At 47.6% G+C, this 18548-nt stretch carries 16 protein-coding genes; 7 read left to right on the top strand and 9 right to left on the bottom strand.

What is annotated here, in order from left to right; genetic code table 11:
• Nucleotides 1-49: 49 nt before the first annotated feature.
• Entirely contained in the window at nucleotides 50-586 is a 537-nt protein-coding gene (locus ACXAGX_RS13255; protein WP_474839127.1) for a DcaP family trimeric outer membrane transporter, read from the bottom strand.
• Between the two features lie 368 nt (nucleotides 587-954).
• On the opposite strand from ACXAGX_RS13255, the gene ACXAGX_RS13250 reads away from it, so the two are divergent.
• The gene (locus ACXAGX_RS13250) at nucleotides 955-2295 is read left to right on the top strand and encodes an NADH:flavin oxidoreductase/NADH oxidase family protein (protein ID WP_474838876.1); all 1341 of its coding nucleotides are present in this window, start codon (nucleotides 955-957) and stop codon (nucleotides 2293-2295) included.
• Here ACXAGX_RS13250 and smpB read toward each other — a convergent pair.
• A complete protein-coding gene (smpB, locus tag ACXAGX_RS13245; RefSeq protein WP_070126187.1) occupies nucleotides 2240-2719 on the bottom strand; it encodes an SsrA-binding protein SmpB in 480 nt (159 codons plus the stop codon). The genes ACXAGX_RS13250 and smpB overlap by 56 nt on opposite strands.
• A 202-nt stretch (nucleotides 2720-2921) precedes the next feature.
• Between smpB and ACXAGX_RS13240 the strand changes: the two genes are divergently transcribed.
• Together ACXAGX_RS13240 and ACXAGX_RS13235 are read left to right on the top strand one after the other, a co-directional pair.
• Nucleotides 2922-3353 carry a type II toxin-antitoxin system RatA family toxin gene (locus tag ACXAGX_RS13240; protein ID WP_474819759.1) on the top strand — a complete coding sequence of 144 codons (432 nt, stop codon included), beginning with the start codon at nucleotides 2922-2924 and terminating at the stop codon, nucleotides 3351-3353.
• Entirely contained in the window at nucleotides 3350-3700 is a 351-nt protein-coding gene (locus tag ACXAGX_RS13235; RefSeq protein WP_474838874.1) for an RnfH family protein, read from the top strand. The genes ACXAGX_RS13240 and ACXAGX_RS13235 overlap by 4 nt, the downstream gene beginning before the upstream one ends.
• Here the strand turns inward: ACXAGX_RS13235 and ACXAGX_RS13230 are convergent.
• Complete coding sequence (locus tag ACXAGX_RS13230; RefSeq protein WP_474819765.1) at nucleotides 3697-4170, bottom strand: MarR family winged helix-turn-helix transcriptional regulator; 474 nt, start codon at nucleotides 4168-4170, stop codon at nucleotides 3697-3699. The two genes, ACXAGX_RS13235 and ACXAGX_RS13230, sit on opposite strands and share 4 nt — an antisense overlap.
• Nucleotides 4171-4196: 26 nt before the next feature.
• Nucleotides 4197-6158 carry a BCCT family transporter gene (locus ACXAGX_RS13225; protein WP_474838872.1) on the bottom strand — a complete coding sequence of 654 codons (1962 nt, stop codon included), beginning with the start codon at nucleotides 6156-6158 and terminating at the stop codon, nucleotides 4197-4199.
• Between the two features lie 307 nt (nucleotides 6159-6465).
• Between ACXAGX_RS13225 and ACXAGX_RS13220 the strand changes: the two genes are divergently transcribed.
• Nucleotides 6466-9171: a TonB-dependent receptor gene (locus tag ACXAGX_RS13220; RefSeq protein WP_474838870.1), complete on the top strand. Its 2706-nt coding sequence runs from the start codon at nucleotides 6466-6468 to the stop codon at nucleotides 9169-9171.
• 112 nt (nucleotides 9172-9283) lie between these two features.
• Nucleotides 9284-11248: a tetratricopeptide repeat-containing sulfotransferase family protein gene (locus ACXAGX_RS13215; protein ID WP_474838868.1), complete on the top strand. Its 1965-nt coding sequence runs from the start codon at nucleotides 9284-9286 to the stop codon at nucleotides 11246-11248.
• Between the two features lie 30 nt (nucleotides 11249-11278).
• Here the strand turns inward: ACXAGX_RS13215 and ppsR are convergent, their stop codons facing one another.
• Nucleotides 11279-12091, bottom strand: a complete 813-nt coding sequence (gene ppsR / locus ACXAGX_RS13210; RefSeq protein ID WP_474819779.1) for a posphoenolpyruvate synthetase regulatory kinase/phosphorylase PpsR — start codon at nucleotides 12089-12091, stop codon at nucleotides 11279-11281.
• A gap of 193 nt (nucleotides 12092-12284) precedes the next feature.
• Here ppsR and ppsA point away from each other — a divergent pair, with 193 nt between their 5' ends.
• Nucleotides 12285-14657, top strand: coding sequence for a phosphoenolpyruvate synthase (gene ppsA / locus ACXAGX_RS13205; RefSeq protein ID WP_474838866.1), 2373 nt, complete (start codon nucleotides 12285-12287; stop codon nucleotides 14655-14657).
• A 135-nt stretch (nucleotides 14658-14792) separates the two neighbouring features.
• On the opposite strand, the gene ACXAGX_RS13200 is transcribed toward ppsA, so the two are convergent.
• Nucleotides 14793-15020 carry a tellurium resistance protein TerC gene (locus ACXAGX_RS13200; protein ID WP_474819787.1) on the bottom strand — a complete coding sequence of 76 codons (228 nt, stop codon included), beginning with the start codon at nucleotides 15018-15020 and terminating at the stop codon, nucleotides 14793-14795.
• Between the two features lie 180 nt (nucleotides 15021-15200).
• On the opposite strand from ACXAGX_RS13200, the gene ACXAGX_RS13195 reads away from it, so the two are divergent.
• On the top strand, nucleotides 15201-15617 hold the full coding sequence (locus ACXAGX_RS13195) for a DUF4826 family protein (RefSeq protein ID WP_474838864.1): 417 nt from the start codon (nucleotides 15201-15203) through the stop codon (nucleotides 15615-15617).
• A 14-nt stretch (nucleotides 15618-15631) separates the two neighbouring features.
• Here the strand turns inward: ACXAGX_RS13195 and ACXAGX_RS13190 are convergent, their stop codons facing one another.
• From ACXAGX_RS13190 to ACXAGX_RS13180, 3 genes are all read right to left on the bottom strand, one after another.
• Nucleotides 15632-16090 carry a GNAT family N-acetyltransferase gene (locus tag ACXAGX_RS13190; RefSeq protein ID WP_474838862.1) on the bottom strand — a complete coding sequence of 153 codons (459 nt, stop codon included), beginning with the start codon at nucleotides 16088-16090 and terminating at the stop codon, nucleotides 15632-15634.
• A 65-nt stretch (nucleotides 16091-16155) separates the two neighbouring features.
• Nucleotides 16156-17307 (bottom strand): JmjC domain-containing protein, encoded by a 1152-nt coding sequence (locus ACXAGX_RS13185; protein ID WP_474838860.1) that lies wholly within the window; start codon nucleotides 17305-17307, stop codon nucleotides 16156-16158.
• Between the two features lie 17 nt (nucleotides 17308-17324).
• Nucleotides 17325-18527 carry an adenylate/guanylate cyclase domain-containing protein gene (locus tag ACXAGX_RS13180; RefSeq protein WP_474838858.1) on the bottom strand — a complete coding sequence of 401 codons (1203 nt, stop codon included), beginning with the start codon at nucleotides 18525-18527 and terminating at the stop codon, nucleotides 17325-17327.
• Nucleotides 18528-18548: the final 21 nt, after the last annotated feature.

The following is an 18548-nucleotide window of genomic DNA, read 5'->3' as shown; positions in this document are numbered from 1 at the left end:
CTGATCGATAATACGAACCAGTGCGCCAAATGACAGGCTTCCCCAATCTTTATTCAGGTTGTAACGAGCAACGAAATCCGGGGGTATCTTGATCGGGATCGGCTTGATCGCCGGTTAAGCCCAATGCGCTTGACGGTGCGCCAATATCACCGTCGCCCCAGGTTTCAGGGTTTTCAATAGCAAATTGCCAATTGCCCGTGGTATAGCGAACCTGAACCGCGCGAGAGAATACTTCGCCTACGTGTGGCCCGCCAAAGTCTAATGCTTCTGGCAGCGCTTTCAACGGCATGAAGGTTGCCCAATTCTGACCAGCTATCCAATTTTTATATTTGATGTAAAAATGGCGCAGTCGAATGTTAGATGAGTTACTAACAATCTCATTGCCGTCACCGCCATAGAAATCTATTTCCATATAACCGGTCACTTTACCGTGTTGCACCGTCATGCTCAATCGCGATTCTTTTACGTTAAAGCCAGTAGTAGATGTATCCGTTGGTTCGCCGCCGGGGAAATTACCAACCCAATAAGCCTGATAGGCGATATCACCGTTTACATGACGAACATCTACCTTGGCATAGCCGCCGATAGATACTTTGGTGATGTCGTCGCCAGAACCGGATGAATACAGTTCTATTGCTTATAAATTTGAACTTGTAAAGAGACCGCAAAGGGTGATTGATAAGAGCGTTGGCTTGATGAGATTTTTCATTTTTATACCAAATTTCGTTAATGGAAAGTTGGCGATGTAATTTACGGGTGAACAAGTATGATAAATAGTCCAGTAATCGATAAAGATTGTTTCCAAAAATGACCTAATAAAGTTTATTATTTGAACGTGATCGACCAGTTGTACAGGATTGCGGACGATAACGGTGCCACTATTCACGTCGATTTACATGAATCTAAATGCAATTTGCTTTAAAGTGTCGTGGCTCAAGCGACAGATATGGAATCATGCAGCAATCACACTTCAGTCCGGCGTTACCCTTCACACTCCCATGTGGGCAGACTGTTAAAAACCGAATCGTTAAAGCGGCCATGGAAGAAAACATGGCTGGACGGGATCTCCAACCGGATTCTGCCTTATATTCTCTTTATCGATATTGGGCGCACGGCGGTCCGGGTATGATAATCACCGGCAATGTAATGATAGACAGGACTGCGATGACAGGCCCAGGCGGTGTGGTAATGGAGCCGGATACGTCGCTTACCGCTTTCGAAAAATGGGCAAAGGTGATGAAGTCAGGCGGCGCAAAGGCGCTCATGCAACTTAATCATCCCGGACGCCAAATGCCTTCCCAATTTGGACGCACTGCCTTAGCCCCGTCTGCTATAGCCTTAAAACTTGGCCGCTACAGCAAAAAATTTGCCCGGCCTGTTGCCATGTCTTGTGAACAAATCCACCGGGTAACCCATCAGTTTGCCATGGCCGCCAAGCGCGCAAAAGACGCCGGCTTTGATGGCGTACAAATTCATGCCGCTCACGGGTATTTGCTCAGTCAGTTTCTTTCGCCGTTATCCAATCAGCGTGAAGACGAGTGGGGAGGATCGCTGCAAAATCGTGCCCGTTTCCTCATTAATGTCGTGTGTCAGGTGAGGGCATTGTGCGGTAACGACTTCATAGTATCGGTGAAACTCAACAGCGCAGACTTTCAGCGTGGCGGGTTTTCCGATGATGACGCGGTGGAAGTGGTTCGCAAATTGAGTAAGTTAAATGTTGATTTCATTGAGTTGTCTGGCGGTAACTATGAGTCGCCTGCAATGCAGGGAACGGGAGATATGTCATCGGCCTTGAAGCCTGAGGCGTACTTTATGGCATTTGCCGCCCGCATTGCGCAGCAGTCTGAAGTGCCAGTGATGACAACCGGTGGTATTACGCAGCTTAAAACCGCAGAACAAGTGCTTGAAGCCGGATACGATTTTGTTGGTATTGCCAGTGCATTGGCATTTACACCCGATTTAGTAAAGAAATGGCAACAAAAACCGGATTACGCAGGCGTTAAACCGCATTGCGATTGGCAGGATAAAACCCTGGCGTCATTGGTGAAAATGGCAAAAGTAAGACGTCAACTTCGCCGCCTTGGGAATGATTTTACTACCATGCACAACCCTACGGCACCGTGGAGTTTGTTCTTAGACGTTATCCATAAACGAAAAATGATGAAATTGTACCGGGCTCATTGTGCTGAACAAACCAGTACAGAAAAGCAAAAAACGCACAGCGAGCAGCCCGAAAAGGCTACACGCTATGTTTCATCACACGTTGTTTCTGGCGTTCCCAGTCGCGATCTTTGATTGAATCACGCTTATCGTGATCTTGTTTACCTTTGGCGAGGTAAATTTCCAGTTTTACCCAACATTTTTTCCAGTACATTGCAGTAGCCACAATGGAATAGCCCTGTCTTTCACGGCCACCAATTAAACGATCGAGTTCTCGTTTGTTCAGCAGGAGTTTTCTGGCCCGCTCGGGCTCGCAAATAACGTGGGTGGAGGCTTGGTTAAGGGGGGTAATCCGGCAACCTACCAGCCAGGCTTCACCGTTCTGCATAATGATGTACGCGTCGGTAATGTTCACTTTACCTTCACGAATGCTCTTTAGTTCCCATCCCTGTAACGATACACCTGCTTCGAATTTGTCCTGTAGGTGGTAGTCGTGACGTGCTTTTTTATTCAGCGCGATGGTGCCAGTGGAGTTCTGATTTGATTTATTCTTTTTCATGCCCGCTATTATACCGATTGCAACTTAAATGTCTTTTCTTTCCGGTTCGGACAGCGTTGCCCGTTTAACCTTAACTACAGTGAGTTACTCTGAACCTGCAGAGGCAGATCAATATGGGGGCAGTAACAAAAGCTTAAAGGGTAGGTGAGCATAAACAGTCGTGATAAACTTCTCCGTTCATGAGAAAAAGTGAAGAGTTTTTATGCCAAGTATTCAACGCAGCGCGTTAGTGGCACATAGTGCCCAGGCCATGTTTGATTTGGTCAATGACGTTGCCTCTTATCCTGAATTTTTACCCGGTTGCGCAGACAGTAAAATCTTGCAGAGTGACGAATCGCAAATGAAAGCCTCGTTACTGGTTTCTAAAGCCGGTGTTAAGCAGTGGTTTACCACAATGAATGCCTTAGAACCTGCGCGTAGAATTGATATGCAGCTGGTGGACGGCCCCTTTAAAAAGCTGTCCGGCGGTTGGACGTTTTCTCCGTTGTCAGAAGAGGCGTGTAAAATAGAGTTAAGTTTGGATTTCGAATTCAGTAACAGGCTCACCGAAATGGCTTTTGGAAAAATTTTCAGCGGATTGGCAACCAGTATGGTCAATGCCTTTACTGAACGGGCTCGGAGTGTGTATTCATGACCGGGTCGATTAAAGTGGAGGTGGCTTACGCCTTACCGCACAAACAGTCGTTAGTAGAGGTGTCGGTGCCGGAGGGCAGTGATATTGAAGCGGCTATAAATGCCTCTGGTCTGTGCGCCTTGCACCCCGAGCTCGACCTAAAAACTACGAAAGTTGGGATTTGGAGTCGGGTAGCAAAATTAAAAGATGGCTTACGGGATGGCGACAGAATTGAAATTTATCGACCGTTAATTGCCGATCCGAAAGAAATTCGCAAACGCCGGGCTGAGAAGGCGGTAGAAGAAGGGCGGGCCGATAAAGTTACCGGTGGCCGCCCGAATCCGTTGAAATCGAAAAAAGAAGATTAGCGGTCTCGCAACGAGCCCACTTCAAGAAAGGGCGATGCATCGATATTTTCAGCGTCCATCATTGACGCAATACGCTGCATAGTGGCAACCATCTGGCTTTGTTCCCAGTCTTTCATATTGTTGAATCGCTCAACGAAGTGTTCCTGCAGCGGACGTGGCGCGTTCTCCAGGGATGCTTCCCCTTTCTCGGTAAGATACACACCGACTTTTCGTTTATCGGTGGTACTGCGAATGCGCGTTACCAACTCTCTGGCTTCAATACGATCCAGAATGTTGGTAATGGTCGCCGGGCTGAGGTTAATGCTTTCAGCGATTTCACGCACCATCACACCCGGATGCTCCTGGATGTTTTGCATCACCAGTAACTGCGGACCCGTCAGGCCTACATCCTTGCTAAGCTGTTTACTGCGTAAATCAACGGCACGGATAACTTTACGCAGTGCCACCAACAGTTCTTCTTCTTTTCTCATTTCTTTCCTAACAGATATCTAAAATATCAGACCAGACGATGTAAAAAATGCTGGTGCTTCTGATACTGATCAATTACGTCATTGATTACTGCAGTTGTAGACCAACCCATGATGTCGTAATCCTGACCACCTTCCGACAGGTGAACTTCGGCGCGATAATACGTGTCGTCACTATCTGTGTCCAGTTTGCCGTTCAGGTCGGGTTGCACCGTTGGCGTAGAATGTACGGAATAAACGAAATCCGGTTGCTCATTCAGTTTCAACGTCAACATTAGCGATTTATCTTCCTGAGCGATTTCGACTTCAAAATTCAGCTTTTCAAATTCATTTTTTACATCATTAAAGGCCGACATAACCGTTTTGTCCATAAAGCGCTTAACCGCTTTACGATTAGGAAACGACACAATGTTTTCCAGCCGCGAACGCCAGTTTTTGTCGTTATCACCAGACAAGTTACTTACGCCAGTCGCGGCTAAACTTTCCCGCTTATACGATTCCACTCGTAATGCTTTCATCAGCCCAAACAAGGCCACCAGTAAAATAATCGAAAACGGCAATGCAGCAACAATGGTCATTGTTTGCAGCGCACTGAGACCACCGGCATAAAGTAAGATGGCGGCGACCACACCTACCGTCACTGCCCAGTAAATTCGCTGCCACAGTGGGGTGTCGTTTCTGCCGTTAGAACATAGCATGTCGACTACCATGGCGCCGGAGTCACAGGAAGTAACAAAGAAAATTACCACCATCAAAACCGCAAGCAGGGTGAGTACAGATTGGAAAGGGAAGTTTTCAAGGAACACAAATAAGGCCACGGCCGTGTCTTCATCAACCATGTTCGCCAGTGCTTCATTACCTTGCGTTAGCACCATATCGATTGCAGTATTGCCGAAAACGGTCATCCACAACAAGGTGAACGCGGTGGGGATGAGCAGTACGCCGGTTACGAATTCCCGAATGGTTCGGCCGTAAGAAATACGGGCGATGAACAAACCTACAAACGGTGCCCAGGCCAACCACCAACCCCAGTAGAAGATAGTCCAACCACCAATCCAGTCTGTTTTGGCATAAGCAAACAGATTCAGTGTATTGCGCACAATGTCCGACGTGTAGGCACCCACATTCTGAATGTAAGCTTGCAGCAGAAATACAGTAGGCCCCAACACCAACACGAATAACAGCAATGCCACAGCCAACAACATGTTGGCTTCTGATAAACGACGAATGCCTTTATCCAGCCCCGTGGTCACCGACACAATGGCGATGGCAACCACACCGGCCATGAGCGCGATTTGCACATTGGTGGAGGTGGGAATGCCAAACACATAAGAAAGACCAGCATTGATCTGTGCTGCACCAAAACCCAGTGAAGTCGATACACCAAAAATGGTGGACGTTACCGCAAAAATGTCCACCAGATGACCGGGCCAGCCATAAATTCGATCGCCAATAAGCGGGTAAAGTGCAGAGCGCAACGTCAGTGGCAATTGATGACGGTAGGCAAAATAACCTAAAACCAGTGCCACGGCCGCGTAAATTGCCCAGGGATGAATACCCCAGTGGAAGAAGGTCGTTTTCATTGCCTCTTTAACTGCCTCAACGCTGCCGGGATCGGCGGTCGGCGGAGCAAGGAAGTGCATGATGGGTTCGGCAACACCAAAGAACATTAGTCCGATGCCCATTCCAGCAGCAAACAACATGGACAACCAGGTGAACTTGCTGAATTGCGGGGTGGCATGATCAGGACCCAGGCGGATATCTCCGTAACGGGAAAAACCTAAGATCACCACCGTTAATAAGATGATGGCGACGGTAAGAATGTAAAACCAGCCACCATTTTGTGACACCGTGGTTTGTAATGATTGGAAGAAGGTATTGGCTTGCTCTGGGTTAGATGCCGCATAAATCAGCAGCAACAAAATGGCCGCTGAAGAGGGAACAAATACTTTCTTATTAAGCATGCCAGACGATGCTGTGTTTTCTGTCACTACGTTTCCTTTAATTTTCTACTACCTTTGTAATGTCGTTGGTTACGTTTCTTCTTGCGGAACCGATTAGTCATAATAATATTTGAGTATAGTTGTAATAATTAGTGCTCAACTTGATTTTGTGCACGAACAAAGCAATCATATAAAGGTAATTACTAAAAATAGCCAATATATACCAAAAAAACTCATGCCTTTTAGTGAGCTAAATAATTAGTAATGAAGTATAACGGTTCGCCGAACGTAAATAAATGGTCGGTAGAGTAGGTAAATTATAAATATAATCACTCCGAGAAAAGTTGAGGAACACATGCAGAAAACCAGATTAAGCTATGCCGTATTGGCAGCTCTGGCAACAACCCCCACACTCGCGCAGGAAGCCAACACAGGTGCCAAGCTGGAAACGATAGAAGTTACAGCGACGAAGCGCACCGAATCAATACAGGACGTACCCGTTGCCGTTAGTGCTCTGAATGGTGAAACACTTGAGAACCTGGGAATAGACAGTTTCCAGGATTACGTTGAATTCTTACCCAACGTGGTTTTCCAGGGAACCGGCCCTGGAATGAATGAGATTTACATTCGTGGTGCTGCCACCACACAGTCGAACATCATGTTATCTTCGGTACAGGCTTTACAGCCTTCCGTGGCGTTTTATTTAGATGAACAACCGGTTTCCATGGCCGGTCGTAACCTTGATGTTTACGCAACCGATATTCAGCGCGTAGAAGTGCTGCCTGGTCCTCAAGGTACGCTGTTTGGTGCCAGCTCACAGGCCGGTACGGTACGAATGATCACTGCGAAGCCCGATCACTCAGGTTTTGCTGTTGGTTTCGACAGCAACATTGGTTTCACCAAAGGCGGTGAAATGAGTAATGCGGTTGAAGCCTACTTTAACGTGCCGCTTACCGACGACCTTGCTGTACGTGTTGCTGCATACAACGACCGTCAGGGTGGTTGGATTGATAATATTCTAAACGATCCAGGCAACGGTGGTTATATCGGTAGTGCTCAGGTAATTAACCGGTTGACTATTAATGATAATAACCCAACGGGTGTCTTGTCTGACCCGGTTGCTATGGACGCAAACCGCATCACTAATCCGGCTATCTCGTCACCAGAAGATGCTGACGTGGTTTCACCGCGCAACGACTCTCTGGTAGAAGACGATTTTAACGATGCCGTTTATGCCGGTGCCCGTTTCGGTTTGTCTTACCACATTAACGAAGACTGGGATCTGCTGGTTCAACATACCCAGCAAACGCTGGAAACTGAAGGGGTATTCGCCTACGATCCTAACCTGGAAGGCGAAAGTTCGACCAACCGTTTCCAACCAGAAGAGAATAACGATGAATTCGGTTTAACAACTTGGACGTTGGAAGGGCGGATGGAAAAACTGGATATGGTTTACACCGGTGGTTATTTAGATCGTGAGATCGATACCCTGGCAGACTATACCGGTTACACCAATGGTGGCCTTTTCTCGGCGTATTACGTGTGTAGTTATAATGCATCGGATGATACCAGCGAAGATCGCTGTCTTGACCCAACTAAATTCTTCCGCGAAGACACAACGTCAACCCGTTCTACTCACGAGTTACGTTTCAATACCACCATGGATACACCATGGCGCGTAACTGCGGGTCTGTTCTACGATAACCAGGAAGTGGCAACGGTTGGACAGTTCAACATTGCAAGTACCGAACTGTTCCCTGACATGGCGCGAACTCTGGTTGGCAATGAAGGCATTAACAGTGACGGCGGACCATTCCCGGCGGACATCAGTTTCATCAACGACATTACCCATACTATCGAGCAGGTAGCGGTATTTGGTCAGTTTGAGTACGACATCACTGATTCACTCACAGCGAGTGTTGGTGCCCGTTGGTATCAAATTGACGATGAATACAAAGGCTCTACCAGTACAGTAGACGTATCACGTCGAATCCGTGCTTTCGGTACCATGGATGAGTCTGAACTGGCTGCGGTAGGTCTTAATCCGACTCTGGTTAATGAAGCGGTTCAAAGTGGTCAGTTGCAAGTAGACTTGTTGGATTCTGATGGCGTACTTACTGTAGACGACACTATCTGGAAGTTCTCATTAGACTGGAAGGTAAACCGCGACATACTGTTGTTTGCCAACTATTCTGAAGGTTTCCGCCCGCCGGTGACTAACCGTGTTGGTGGTGGTTTGGCAACCAATCAGTCTGGCAAGTTTGAAAACTTCCGCATTCCGGTTTATTCCACAACCGATACCCTGGATAACTATGAAATTGGTATGAAGGGTGATTTCTTTGATGGTCAGGTGCGGGTAAATGCCACAGCGTATTACTCTGAAATTTCTGATCTGCAAACGTCACGTTTTGACCCAACCAATATCTCGTTCCTGGTATTCACCGACAACGTGGGTGATGCTGAGATCCGTGGTCTTGATGCCGACATTACTTGGCTTGCCGCCGACGATTTAATCATCAGCAGTGCATTCAGCTTACTGGACACTGAACTTACCAGCGTGAATTCAGAGCTGGAAGGCATTTCTGCCGGTGTGGGTTCTGAGTTGCCTTATTCGGCAAAGTTCTCCGGTAACATCAATGCGCGCTACTTCTTTGAAATGGAAGGCGACATGCGCGGTTACGTAAATGGTTCTGTGAGCTACACCGGTGATCGCCTGGCAGGCATGGTAATGGATGCCTACGTGATGGAAGATGCCACCCAACTGATTTACGGGACGGGTTCTGGCCTTAAAATTGAAGACGAAGGCGATGTATACGAAGGTGTGACATACAGCGACAGCAACGGTGAAACCTTCCGTGGCGGCCGTTATGTTCAGGAAGCTTACGTACTGGCCAACCTAGCTGTGGGTGTTACTAACGATGAATGGAAAGCAGAGCTGTACATCGACAACGTGTTTGATGAGCATGCTATTTTAAACATCGATACCCAGCAATTCACACCAAAAGTGGTGACCAATCGTCCTCGTACTATTGGTATCCGTCTTTCCTACGATTACTATTAATCGACGGGAAATCACACGGTAAACGTGAATTGCGTTAAGATTAAACGGCAAACTTCGTGTTTGCCGTTTTTTTGTTGTTTTTCAAAAGTGCAAGTCACTTTTCTGGATAAGTATGTCAGACCCCAATCAATCTCGCCTTAATGAGGCGAAAAAAGCACTCATGCAGTCACAATTTGAGCAGGCGATTTCGATCTGTAATCAAATATTGTCAGACCGTAGCGATAGCAATAGTGAAAAGGAAAGTTTGTACCTTATCGCTGTGGCATTGAGAATGACGCAGCAACCTCGCGATGCGCTTCAGACTTTAGATAAGTTACTTCAGCGTTTTCCCGATTACGGGCGCGGGTTCCAGGAGCAGGGCTACTGCTGGAAGGCTTTGGGGGATGAACGAAACATGGCAACGGCGTTTTACCGCGCCACACGCTTTAACCCTGCGTTGTTGCCTGCCTGGCGGGAACTGGTGCAGTTTTACACCAAAACCGGCAACCAGCAGGCGCTTAATGTCGCTTCACAACATATTCAGCACCTTTCTGCGCTTCCCAAACCATTAATTGGCGCTATGGATCTGTTGCACGAAGGTCAGTTACATAAAGCCGAGCAAGTGTGTCGCAGCTATTTACAGGCGAATAAACATCATCCTGATGCCATGATGCTGCTGGCGGAAATTGGGTTGCAGTTGAAGGTTTATCACGATGCAGAGTTTTTGCTGGAAAGCTGTGTCGCGTTGTATCCCAAGAACGAACCTGCATTGGTCGCCTATCAGAGTTTATTGAACAAGCTAGGCAAGTTTCCTGTTGCAGCCAAACTGGCAAGAAAGCGTGTTGCTGATAACCCCGATAATGTACAAGCCAAAATCACACTGGCTTTTGCATTAGTGGGCGTAGGGGAACTGGATGAAGCACTGGCGTTGTATCAAGATTTACTTAGTCAGAACGCGCAGCGGCATGGTTTGTGGGTACAATATGGCCATGCTCTTAAAGCTCAGGGGCAAACAGACGATGCGATAAATGCGTATGAAAAAGCGGTATACATTGCGGCTGACTATGGTGACGCTTATTGGAGTCTCGCGAATACAAAAACCTATCGCTTTACTGAAAGTATGGTGTTGCAGATGCAGGCTTTGGTGAACGAAGATTCAACCAGCCTTGACGACAAAATTCATATTTGTTTTGCGCTGGGTAAAGCCTATGAAGATGCAAAGCAGTTTCAGCAGGCATTTCACTTTTATCAGCAAGGTAATAGCCTGAAAAACAAAACGCTGAACTTCGATATTTCCCGAACCGAGCGCGCGCTGGCTGAGCAAGCGCAAGCCTGTACCACCGAACTGTTTGCTGATAGAGCAGAAAATGCGGGCTGTCAGGCACCCGATCCTATTTTTATTGTGGGTTTGCCACGGGCAGGTTCAACATTGCTGGAACAGATCCTGGCCTCCCATTCTATGGTTGATGGCACGATGGAGCTGCATGATATTCTCGGTATTGCGTCTGGGCTGAGTCAGCAGCAGAAGGCGTATCCGCATAATCTGACCGACCTCAGCGACGAGCAGTGTGCAAAACTGGGTGAACAATACATTCAACAAACCCAGGCGTATCGTCAGGGCGCCCCATTTTTCATTGATAAAATGCCGAATAACTTCGTCCACATCGGACTTATCAAACGCATTTTGCCCAATGCCAAAATTATTGATGCCCGTCGCGATCCCATGGCGTGTTGCTTCAGTGGCTTTAAGCAGTTATTTGCTGATGGACAGGAGTTCAGTTACGCACTTGAGGATATTGGCCGTTATTACCGTGCGTACGAAAAGCTAATGGCCCATTGGCAGTCGGTGTTACCCGATCAGATCCTCACTGTGCAGAATGAAAATGTGATTAACGACTTAGAAGGCGAGGTTAAGCGCATTCTGAATTTCTGTGGCTTGCCGTTCGAGCAGGCTTGTGTGGATTTTCATAAAACAAAGCGGGTAATTAAAACGCCGAGTTCAGAGCAGGTTCGTCAACCTATCTATCGCAGCGGTATGACTCAGTGGGAAGGGTTCAGTGAATATCTCTCGCCACTGAAGCAGGCATTGGAAAAGTAGCAAACGGGCGCATTTTGCGCCCGTTTCGTTTTAGTACTTGCGTCGTTGCAACCCTGTTTCAGCCAGAATCTTCGCCGAGATTTCTTCAATAGAGAAATGGGTAGAGTTCAAAAACGGAATTTTTTCTCTGCGATAGAGGTTTTCAACCTCGCGCAATTCCATTCGACATTGCTTTATCGACGCATAACGACTGTTAGCCCGGCGCTCAGAGCGTATTTGGCTTAATCGTTCAGGTTGAATAGTCAGGCCGAACAATTTGTTTTTGAAGCCTCTTAGCGCTGTGGGCATCTTCAGCATGTCGCCCATGTCTTCTTCGGTAAAGGGGTAGTTGGCAGCTTTAATGCCATACTGAAGGGCCAGATACAAACTGGTCGGGGTTTTTCCTGAGCGAGAAACGCCGACTAGAATAATGTCGGCTTCTTCATAGTTTTTGATGTTAGAGCCATCGTCGTTCGCTAGCGCGTAATTCACCGCTTCGATTCGAATGTCGTAAGTTTTTTCGTGAATGCTGTGGGTGCGATGTTTTTCCGGTTTTGAGGGAACACCGAGCACTTTTTCCAGTGGTGCGACGAATTGATCGAGAAAATTATAATTAATACCCACTGATTTGGCGATGATTTTGCGCACATCGACATTCACAATTGTATAAAAAACGAGCGGCCTTTCTCCGGTATCTTGAAAACTTTCAGAAATTTTTTCAAGTACCTTGTATGCCTGTTCCTCGGTTTCAACGAACGGAATTGTGGTGTGATTGAATTGTATCGGGAACAGAGACAGTAAGGCGTGGCCGAAGACTTCTGCAGTGATGGCTGTACCATCAGAAATGTAGTATGCAGTGCGCAAAACAATTCCTTAACATTGTTGTAATTTTATTACGAAATATAGAAAGATTTTACTTTCAATTTTTCACCATTCTATGATTAATCTGTCGAAAAGCTAGTCTGCATTGTTCAGAGTGGCAGTATCCTCGGCGTTTATCGAGATGATTCGTGGTAAAGCGAATCACACAAATTTTATAAAGCTGGAGGCTTTGGCCGTGCAAGAATACGTACTTTGGTACCAAGAGTTGGGGATGCATGATGTAGGTCGCGTAGGCGGCAAGAATGCGTCGTTAGGTGAAATGATTTCTAATTTGGCAAATGCCGGTGTTCAGGTACCTGGTGGTTTTGCCACGACGTCTGATGCATTTAACGAGTTTCTTGAACAAAGTGGTCTGGAAGCACGGATCCATGAAGTTCTGGATACCCTTGACGTCGATAACGTAACCGCACTGGCAGAAGCCGGTAAGAACATTCGTCAGTGGATCATCGACACGCCATTCCAGCCTGCGTTGGAAAATGCAATCCGCGACGCGTTTGAAACCCTGCAGGGCGATGCGGGCGACGCGGCTTCTTTTGCTGTTCGTTCGTCTGCCACTGCAGAAGATATGCCTGACGCTTCATTTGCGGGTCAGCAGGAAACATTCCTGAATGTGAAAGGCTATGATGCGGTAATGGTTGCGATTAAGCACGTATACGCCTCTCTATTTAACGATCGCGCTATTTCTTACCGTGTACACCAAGGTTACGACCATAAAGGCGTAGCGTTGTCTGCGGGCGTTCAGCGCATGGTACGCAGTGATATCGCTTCTTCAGGTGTTATGTTCACCATCGACACCGAATCAGGTTTCGACGATGTGGTATTTGTAACCAGTTCATTCGGTCTGGGTGAAATGGTGGTACAGGGCGCGGTAAACCCTGACGAATTCTACGTACACAAGCCAACTCTGGCGAATGGCAAGCCGGCCATTCTGCGTCGTAACCTGGGTAGCAAGCTGACCAAGATGATTTACTCAGAAGATTTGTCTCATGGTAAGCAGGTCTCCATTGTAGATATTGAACAGCAAGATTCACTGACCTTCTCACTGACCGACGACGAAGTGCAGGAGCTGGCAAAACAAGCGGTTATCATCGAGAAGCATTATCAACGTCCAATGGACATCGAATGGGCGAAAGATGGTGTCGACGGTAAGCTGTACATCGTACAAGCCCGTCCAGAAACCGTGCGTAGCCGTGAAGATAGTCAAACCATCGAGCGCTTCCAGCTTAAAGACAAGAGCAGCATCGTTTGTGAAGGTCGTGCAATTGGTCACAAAATTGGTGCCGGTGAAGCCAAGGTACTCGCATCCATTGAAGAAATGGACAAAATTATGCCCGGCGACGTGCTCGTTACCGATATGACTGACCCAGATTGGGAACCTATCATGAAGAAGGCGTCTGCGATTGTAACCAATCGTGGTGGCCGTACTTGTCACGCAGCCATTATCGCTCGTGAATTGGGGATTCCTGCTGTTGTTGGTTGTGGTAACGCTACCGATTCCATCGCGACAAGCGATAAAGTTACTGTATCCTGCGCAGAAGGTGACACAGGCTACATTTACAGCTCTGAGCTGGAGTTTGACGTAGTAACTTCGCGCATTGATTCAATGCCTGATCTGCCACTGAAAGTGATGATGAACGTGGGTAACCCAGATCGCGCCTTCGATTTCGCTCGTCTGCCAAGCGCAGGTGTGGGTCTGGCCCGTCTGGAATTCATTATTAACCGCATGATTGGTGTGCATCCAAAAGCATTGCTGAATTTTGACGACCAGCCTGAAGAGCTGAAAGAAGAAATCAGCGAAATGATTGCGGGTTATGCGTCGCCTCGCGAATTCTACATTCAGAAACTGGTTGAGGGTATCGCCAGTATCGGTGCGGCATTCTCGCCGAAGAAAGTGATTGTTCGTATGTCGGACTTTAAATCTAACGAATACTTCAACCTGGTCGGCGGTTATCAGTACGAGCCGGACGAAGAGAACCCAATGCTGGGCTTCCGTGGTGCAAGCCGTTATGTGTCAGAAGATTTCCGCGACTGCTTTGCGCTGGAATGTGAAGCCATTAAGCGTGTACGTAATGTGATGGGGCTGACGAACGTAGAAATCATGATCCCATTTGTACGTACCTTAGAAGAAGGTCGTCAGGTTATTGATATTCTGGCAGAGAATAGCCTTAAGCAGGGCGATAATGGCCTGCGCGTAATTATGATGTGTGAACTGCCGTCTAATGCGCTGCTGGCCGATCAGTTCCTCGATATCTTTGACGGCTTCTCTATCGGCTCAAACGACATGACCCAATTAGCGTTAGGTCTTGACCGTGACTCTGGCCTGATTGCGCATCTGTTTGACGAGCGTGACCCTGCCGTTAAAGCCTTGCTTTCTATGGCAATCCGCGCAGCGAAAGCACGTGGCAAATACGTAGGCATTTGTGGTCAAGGTCCGTCTGACCATGAAGATTTTGCTGCGTGGTTGGTAGACGAAGGTATCGATTCTGTGTCTCTGAACCCAGATACTGTGGTTGAAACCTGGTTATACCTGGCAGAAAAACACGGATAAGCTATAGTTACAATGTAGTTTAAGGAATCGGCGGGTTCATCCCAACCAACCCGCTAAGACACAAAAAGCCGCGATAAGCGGCTTTTTTATTATCTATTCAATATCGTGAGACGGTTAGGTGCATTCGTTGGGCGGTTAGCAGCGTTTGCGAAGCTTTCTTGCAAGAAGAAAAGTATCGAGCTTTTTGGCGCCGCGCTGCATGCTTCCCTGAACCACTTTAAGCCAAACCCGCGCTTTAGGCACATCGTAGCTAAGTACCACCAGACCAACCAATACTAATAAACTGGAACCAGGAATAATGGTTAGCACCACGCCAGCAACGGCGAGTAGCGCCCCTAAAGTAATTCGAAATACTTTTAACATAAATAAGCCTGAAGTGATTGCAGCCTGAGAGATTACCTTAGTTATAGCAAATGAAAAGAAATTTGCTGTAACGAAGTGTAAACGTGAAAAGAACCCGTTGGGCAAATAAGGACGAATGTCGCTGGCTGTGTTAAGGTTTCGGCTACTTAAAAATGATAATAAAACCTGAGAAGAAGTACGATGACAGACTCAACACCTCAACCTATGACCGAAGAAGAAAGCGCCGCATGGGTACGCGAACAATGGCAACACGCGAACATGTTTCTCGCCGAAAAAGGGGTAATACCTTCAACGCTTAACCACAAAGAAAGCCGCTACCTAATTCCTGTATTGGCGCTGTGGAAAATCACCGGTGAAGACAATAAGACTTACTGGGTGATAAACGGTGAGTTGCCCACCGATTTTATGCTCGTAGAGAATGCTCCTGATGCCAGAGATGCCATGCGTCACTTTGCCTTAAAATGGCAGGTACAAGCGGCAAATACGCTGGAAAACAGCGAGAGCAGTGCACAACAGCGCAGTCAGGCTGACTTCCTACAAAACCGCGCTGAATCGCTGTACCGTTTTTACGAAGATGAATCGCTCTGGGCAAGTTAAGTAGAGCGCGTTGGTCAGTGAAGCTCACTGACCATGGGCAGTGAAAACTGACTAATGGGGCATAACATCCGCTGACGGGGAATACCGGCTTCCATAAACACCGGGCCTTCTGGCAGGTAGCCCCGCGATTTATGGGCTTCTACACTATCTAGATTGCACACAACCTTCACCTCGTTAACGCAAGCAGACTCTGCAACCTTGATGAGAGAGGCGAACAACATTTTGTAGACGTCTAAAGTGCGATAAGGGTGAAGTACAGCAATACGGCCAATTTCACCGTCGGGGGTTATTCTTCCCGAGGCAATTGCTCGATGCTTATCGTCGGATACTAAAACATGAAAAGCGTCTGAATCTCTGTCGTCAAATTCAGCGTTTTGAGGGATATGCCATTCAATCACAAACACTTGTTCGCGAAGTTTTGTCAGTTGATGTTTACCACTCGTCCAATCAACACTTTCAACTTGAAAACACATGATCATCGCTCTGAGTCATGGTTGCCTGAAAACGTCCTCGTGATGCTTTCAGGCGACGATGGTGGTTAGTTACTTAATTCCCAGTAACCTCTTGAGATCAGTATAGCTAACAGAGAAAGTAGCGCAATGTCACCGGCGTCAGCTTCCGGGGTGTTTATCGACAGCGGTTCGCCAGCAAAAAGAGCAATAAGTCGGGGCATGAGATGCTTAGGTGCCGCAAATTTTTCACCATTAATGAAAAAGGTAAACTGCTCATGATTTTGCGTTTCACTGTACAGTGGTTTACAGCCTGGTGCTCTCATCACGCTGTCTCCCTCTTCCAAACAGGCAATCAGCTCCTCAGTGGTTATTTCTTCTGGCGCTTCGAGAGGAGTGAGATGCTGGTTACTCAATAAGCTCAGTAGCGCATCTTCGCCATCAGCACTGTTTAAGAACTCTAAGAACATGTTTTTAAGGGCATTGCTGGTCTTTTCTGTCACCAGAGAAGGATGGGATTGGGCTGCGAGCTCCGGGTCGCTATAGCGCGTACTGCTATCTGTTTTATCGCCGGTTTGTTCGGCTACCGTGTCGGCGAGTTGCTGAAGTAAATCCTGCTGTGTCGGTGCGCGAAAGCCGATAGAGTAGGTGAGGCAGTCTTCAAGCGCTACGCCATCATGGGCCCAGCCTGGAGGGATATAAAGGATATCACCCGGTTGCAATACCACATCAATGGTTGGAGAGAACGCGGTAACTTGCTGTAAATCTTTGTGCGGGGTATGGGTTTCGCTGTTGTCGGGCGGTGCAACACGCCAACGCCGCGAGCCCTTACCCTGTATCAAAAATACATCATACTGGTCGGTGTGCGCGCCCACACCAGCCCCTTCCACAGCAAAACTGATCATTACATCGTCCATGCGCCAATACGGCACAAAACGGAAGGCTTCCATGAGCGCGTCGATGTCAGCTATGTAGCGGTCTACGGCTTGCACTAGCAGCGTCCACTTCCCTTTACAAACATCCTCGAAATCTTCGAAAGGGCCGTGTGAAACGTGCCATTTACCGTTGTCTTGACTGACAATTCGACTGTCTATTTGCTCTTCCTGGGCAAGACCAGCCAGGTCGTGTTCATCAACCGGATCGATAAAACCGCTAAAGGCTTCACTGATCACCATAGGCTTTTTTTGCCAGTGTTGAGCGAGGAAAGTATCGGTGCAGAATTCACCGTTCAGTTGATACATGCGTGTGTCCGGAGTCGTCAGGATTTAAAAATAAGCGTGTGGGCCACCAGGTTGTCACCAACAACAAAGCGGTCTGAGAAGTCGAATTGTGTATTTTGACTGTCTATGAGGTGGCCCCGAGTGCGGGCGCAAACAGTAATGGTGCCGGGAATACTCGCTTGTTCAAGACGAGCAGCACGGTTCACCGTTTTCCCCCAGATATCAAAATAGGGTTTATGCGTTCCAATAATACCGCCAATGACTGAGCCGGTGGCGATACCGATACGGATATTACAGCCCAGTTCCCGTTCTTCCGATAATGTGCGGAAGCTTTGCAACATATCTTGTGCAAACGAACAAAGCGTTTCTACGGTTTGCGCGTTGCCCACTTCATTACGCGCAAGGGTACTTGGTATTCCCACAGCAGCCATATATTCATCGCCATTGGTTTTTAGTTTTTCGATGCCGTAGCGAATTGCCAGGTTATCAAACAGGCTGTAAAGATCGTCTAGAATCGACACAATGTGGGCATCATCGTAGCGCTCACTGAGCTTGGTATAACCTTGCAAATCGGCAAACAGTACGCTGACATTGTGCAGTTTGTCTGTCATGCCAAGGGGCCAGTGCTCCGTGCTGTTATTAGGGCCGAGGGGGAGCATACTGTTCAGTAGCGCTTTGTTTTGCTTTTCTGATAGTGCCAGTGTTTGACTTTGTGTTTCGAGCTTTCCTCGTATCCACCGCAGAACCATTAGGCCACCCGTCACCAGAATCACCGCGTTGGCTAAGCGTAAAGAGGCGAAGCTGTGAGACTGACTAAAAACAATCACGGCTTCCACAACGACATACAGTAATCCAAAGGTTGTTTCTGCAAACCGCCGTTGGCGTTTCTCGTTGCGAGGAAAAATAAAACCACTGGTGATCATGCCAAACAGAAGTAACTGTTGCAGACCCGTGTCTTTTTCCCACATTAAAGAAAGTAATGTGATTAGCGTCATACTACTGCTAACGAAGAAAAACCTCGCGCGATCGGATGAACCCGGGCGTCGGCGGTAAGTCAGTGCAACACAGCTGGCAAACAAAATACCATGCATGGCAATAAGCATGAGTACCGGCGTGGAGTAGTCTTTTAGGATCAGCACGACTGCCGATGTGTACAAGGCAAGCCCGGCAAGCACGGCGAATGAGAGGTTTCGTACCAGCATGGTGGTGGTCATACTGGTTTTGAGGTTAGGCTTTTTCACACTTTCCCTGACAGTGAAAAA

Source organism: Alteromonas sp. ABV4_515, assembly GCF_056160345.1.
Note: the sequence above shows the minus strand (reverse complement) of the source record. Positions and strands in the feature narration are given on the sequence as shown.

Excerpts from the sequence above, each read along its gene's own strand:
- smpB (WP_070126187.1), bottom strand. The coding sequence starts at position 2,719 with ATGAAAAAGAATAAATCAAATCAGAACTCCACTGGCACCATCGCGCTG.
- ACXAGX_RS13195 (WP_474838864.1), top strand. The coding sequence starts at position 15,201 with ATGACAGACTCAACACCTCAACCTATGACCGAAGAAGAAAGCGCCGCA.
- ACXAGX_RS13190 (WP_474838862.1), bottom strand. The coding sequence starts at position 16,090 with ATGTGTTTTCAAGTTGAAAGTGTTGATTGGACGAGTGGTAAACATCAA.
- ACXAGX_RS13250 (WP_474838876.1), top strand. The coding sequence starts at position 955 with ATGCAGCAATCACACTTCAGTCCGGCGTTACCCTTCACACTCCCATGT.
- ACXAGX_RS13240 (WP_474819759.1), top strand. The coding sequence starts at position 2,922 with ATGCCAAGTATTCAACGCAGCGCGTTAGTGGCACATAGTGCCCAGGCC.
- ACXAGX_RS13215 (WP_474838868.1), top strand. The coding sequence starts at position 9,284 with ATGTCAGACCCCAATCAATCTCGCCTTAATGAGGCGAAAAAAGCACTC.
- ACXAGX_RS13235 (WP_474838874.1), top strand. The coding sequence starts at position 3,350 with ATGACCGGGTCGATTAAAGTGGAGGTGGCTTACGCCTTACCGCACAAA.
- ACXAGX_RS13185 (WP_474838860.1), bottom strand. The coding sequence starts at position 17,307 with ATGTATCAACTGAACGGTGAATTCTGCACCGATACTTTCCTCGCTCAA.
- ACXAGX_RS13200 (WP_474819787.1), bottom strand. The coding sequence starts at position 15,020 with ATGTTAAAAGTATTTCGAATTACTTTAGGGGCGCTACTCGCCGTTGCT.
- ACXAGX_RS13220 (WP_474838870.1), top strand. The coding sequence starts at position 6,466 with ATGCAGAAAACCAGATTAAGCTATGCCGTATTGGCAGCTCTGGCAACA.
- ACXAGX_RS13230 (WP_474819765.1), bottom strand. The coding sequence starts at position 4,170 with ATGAGAAAAGAAGAAGAACTGTTGGTGGCACTGCGTAAAGTTATCCGT.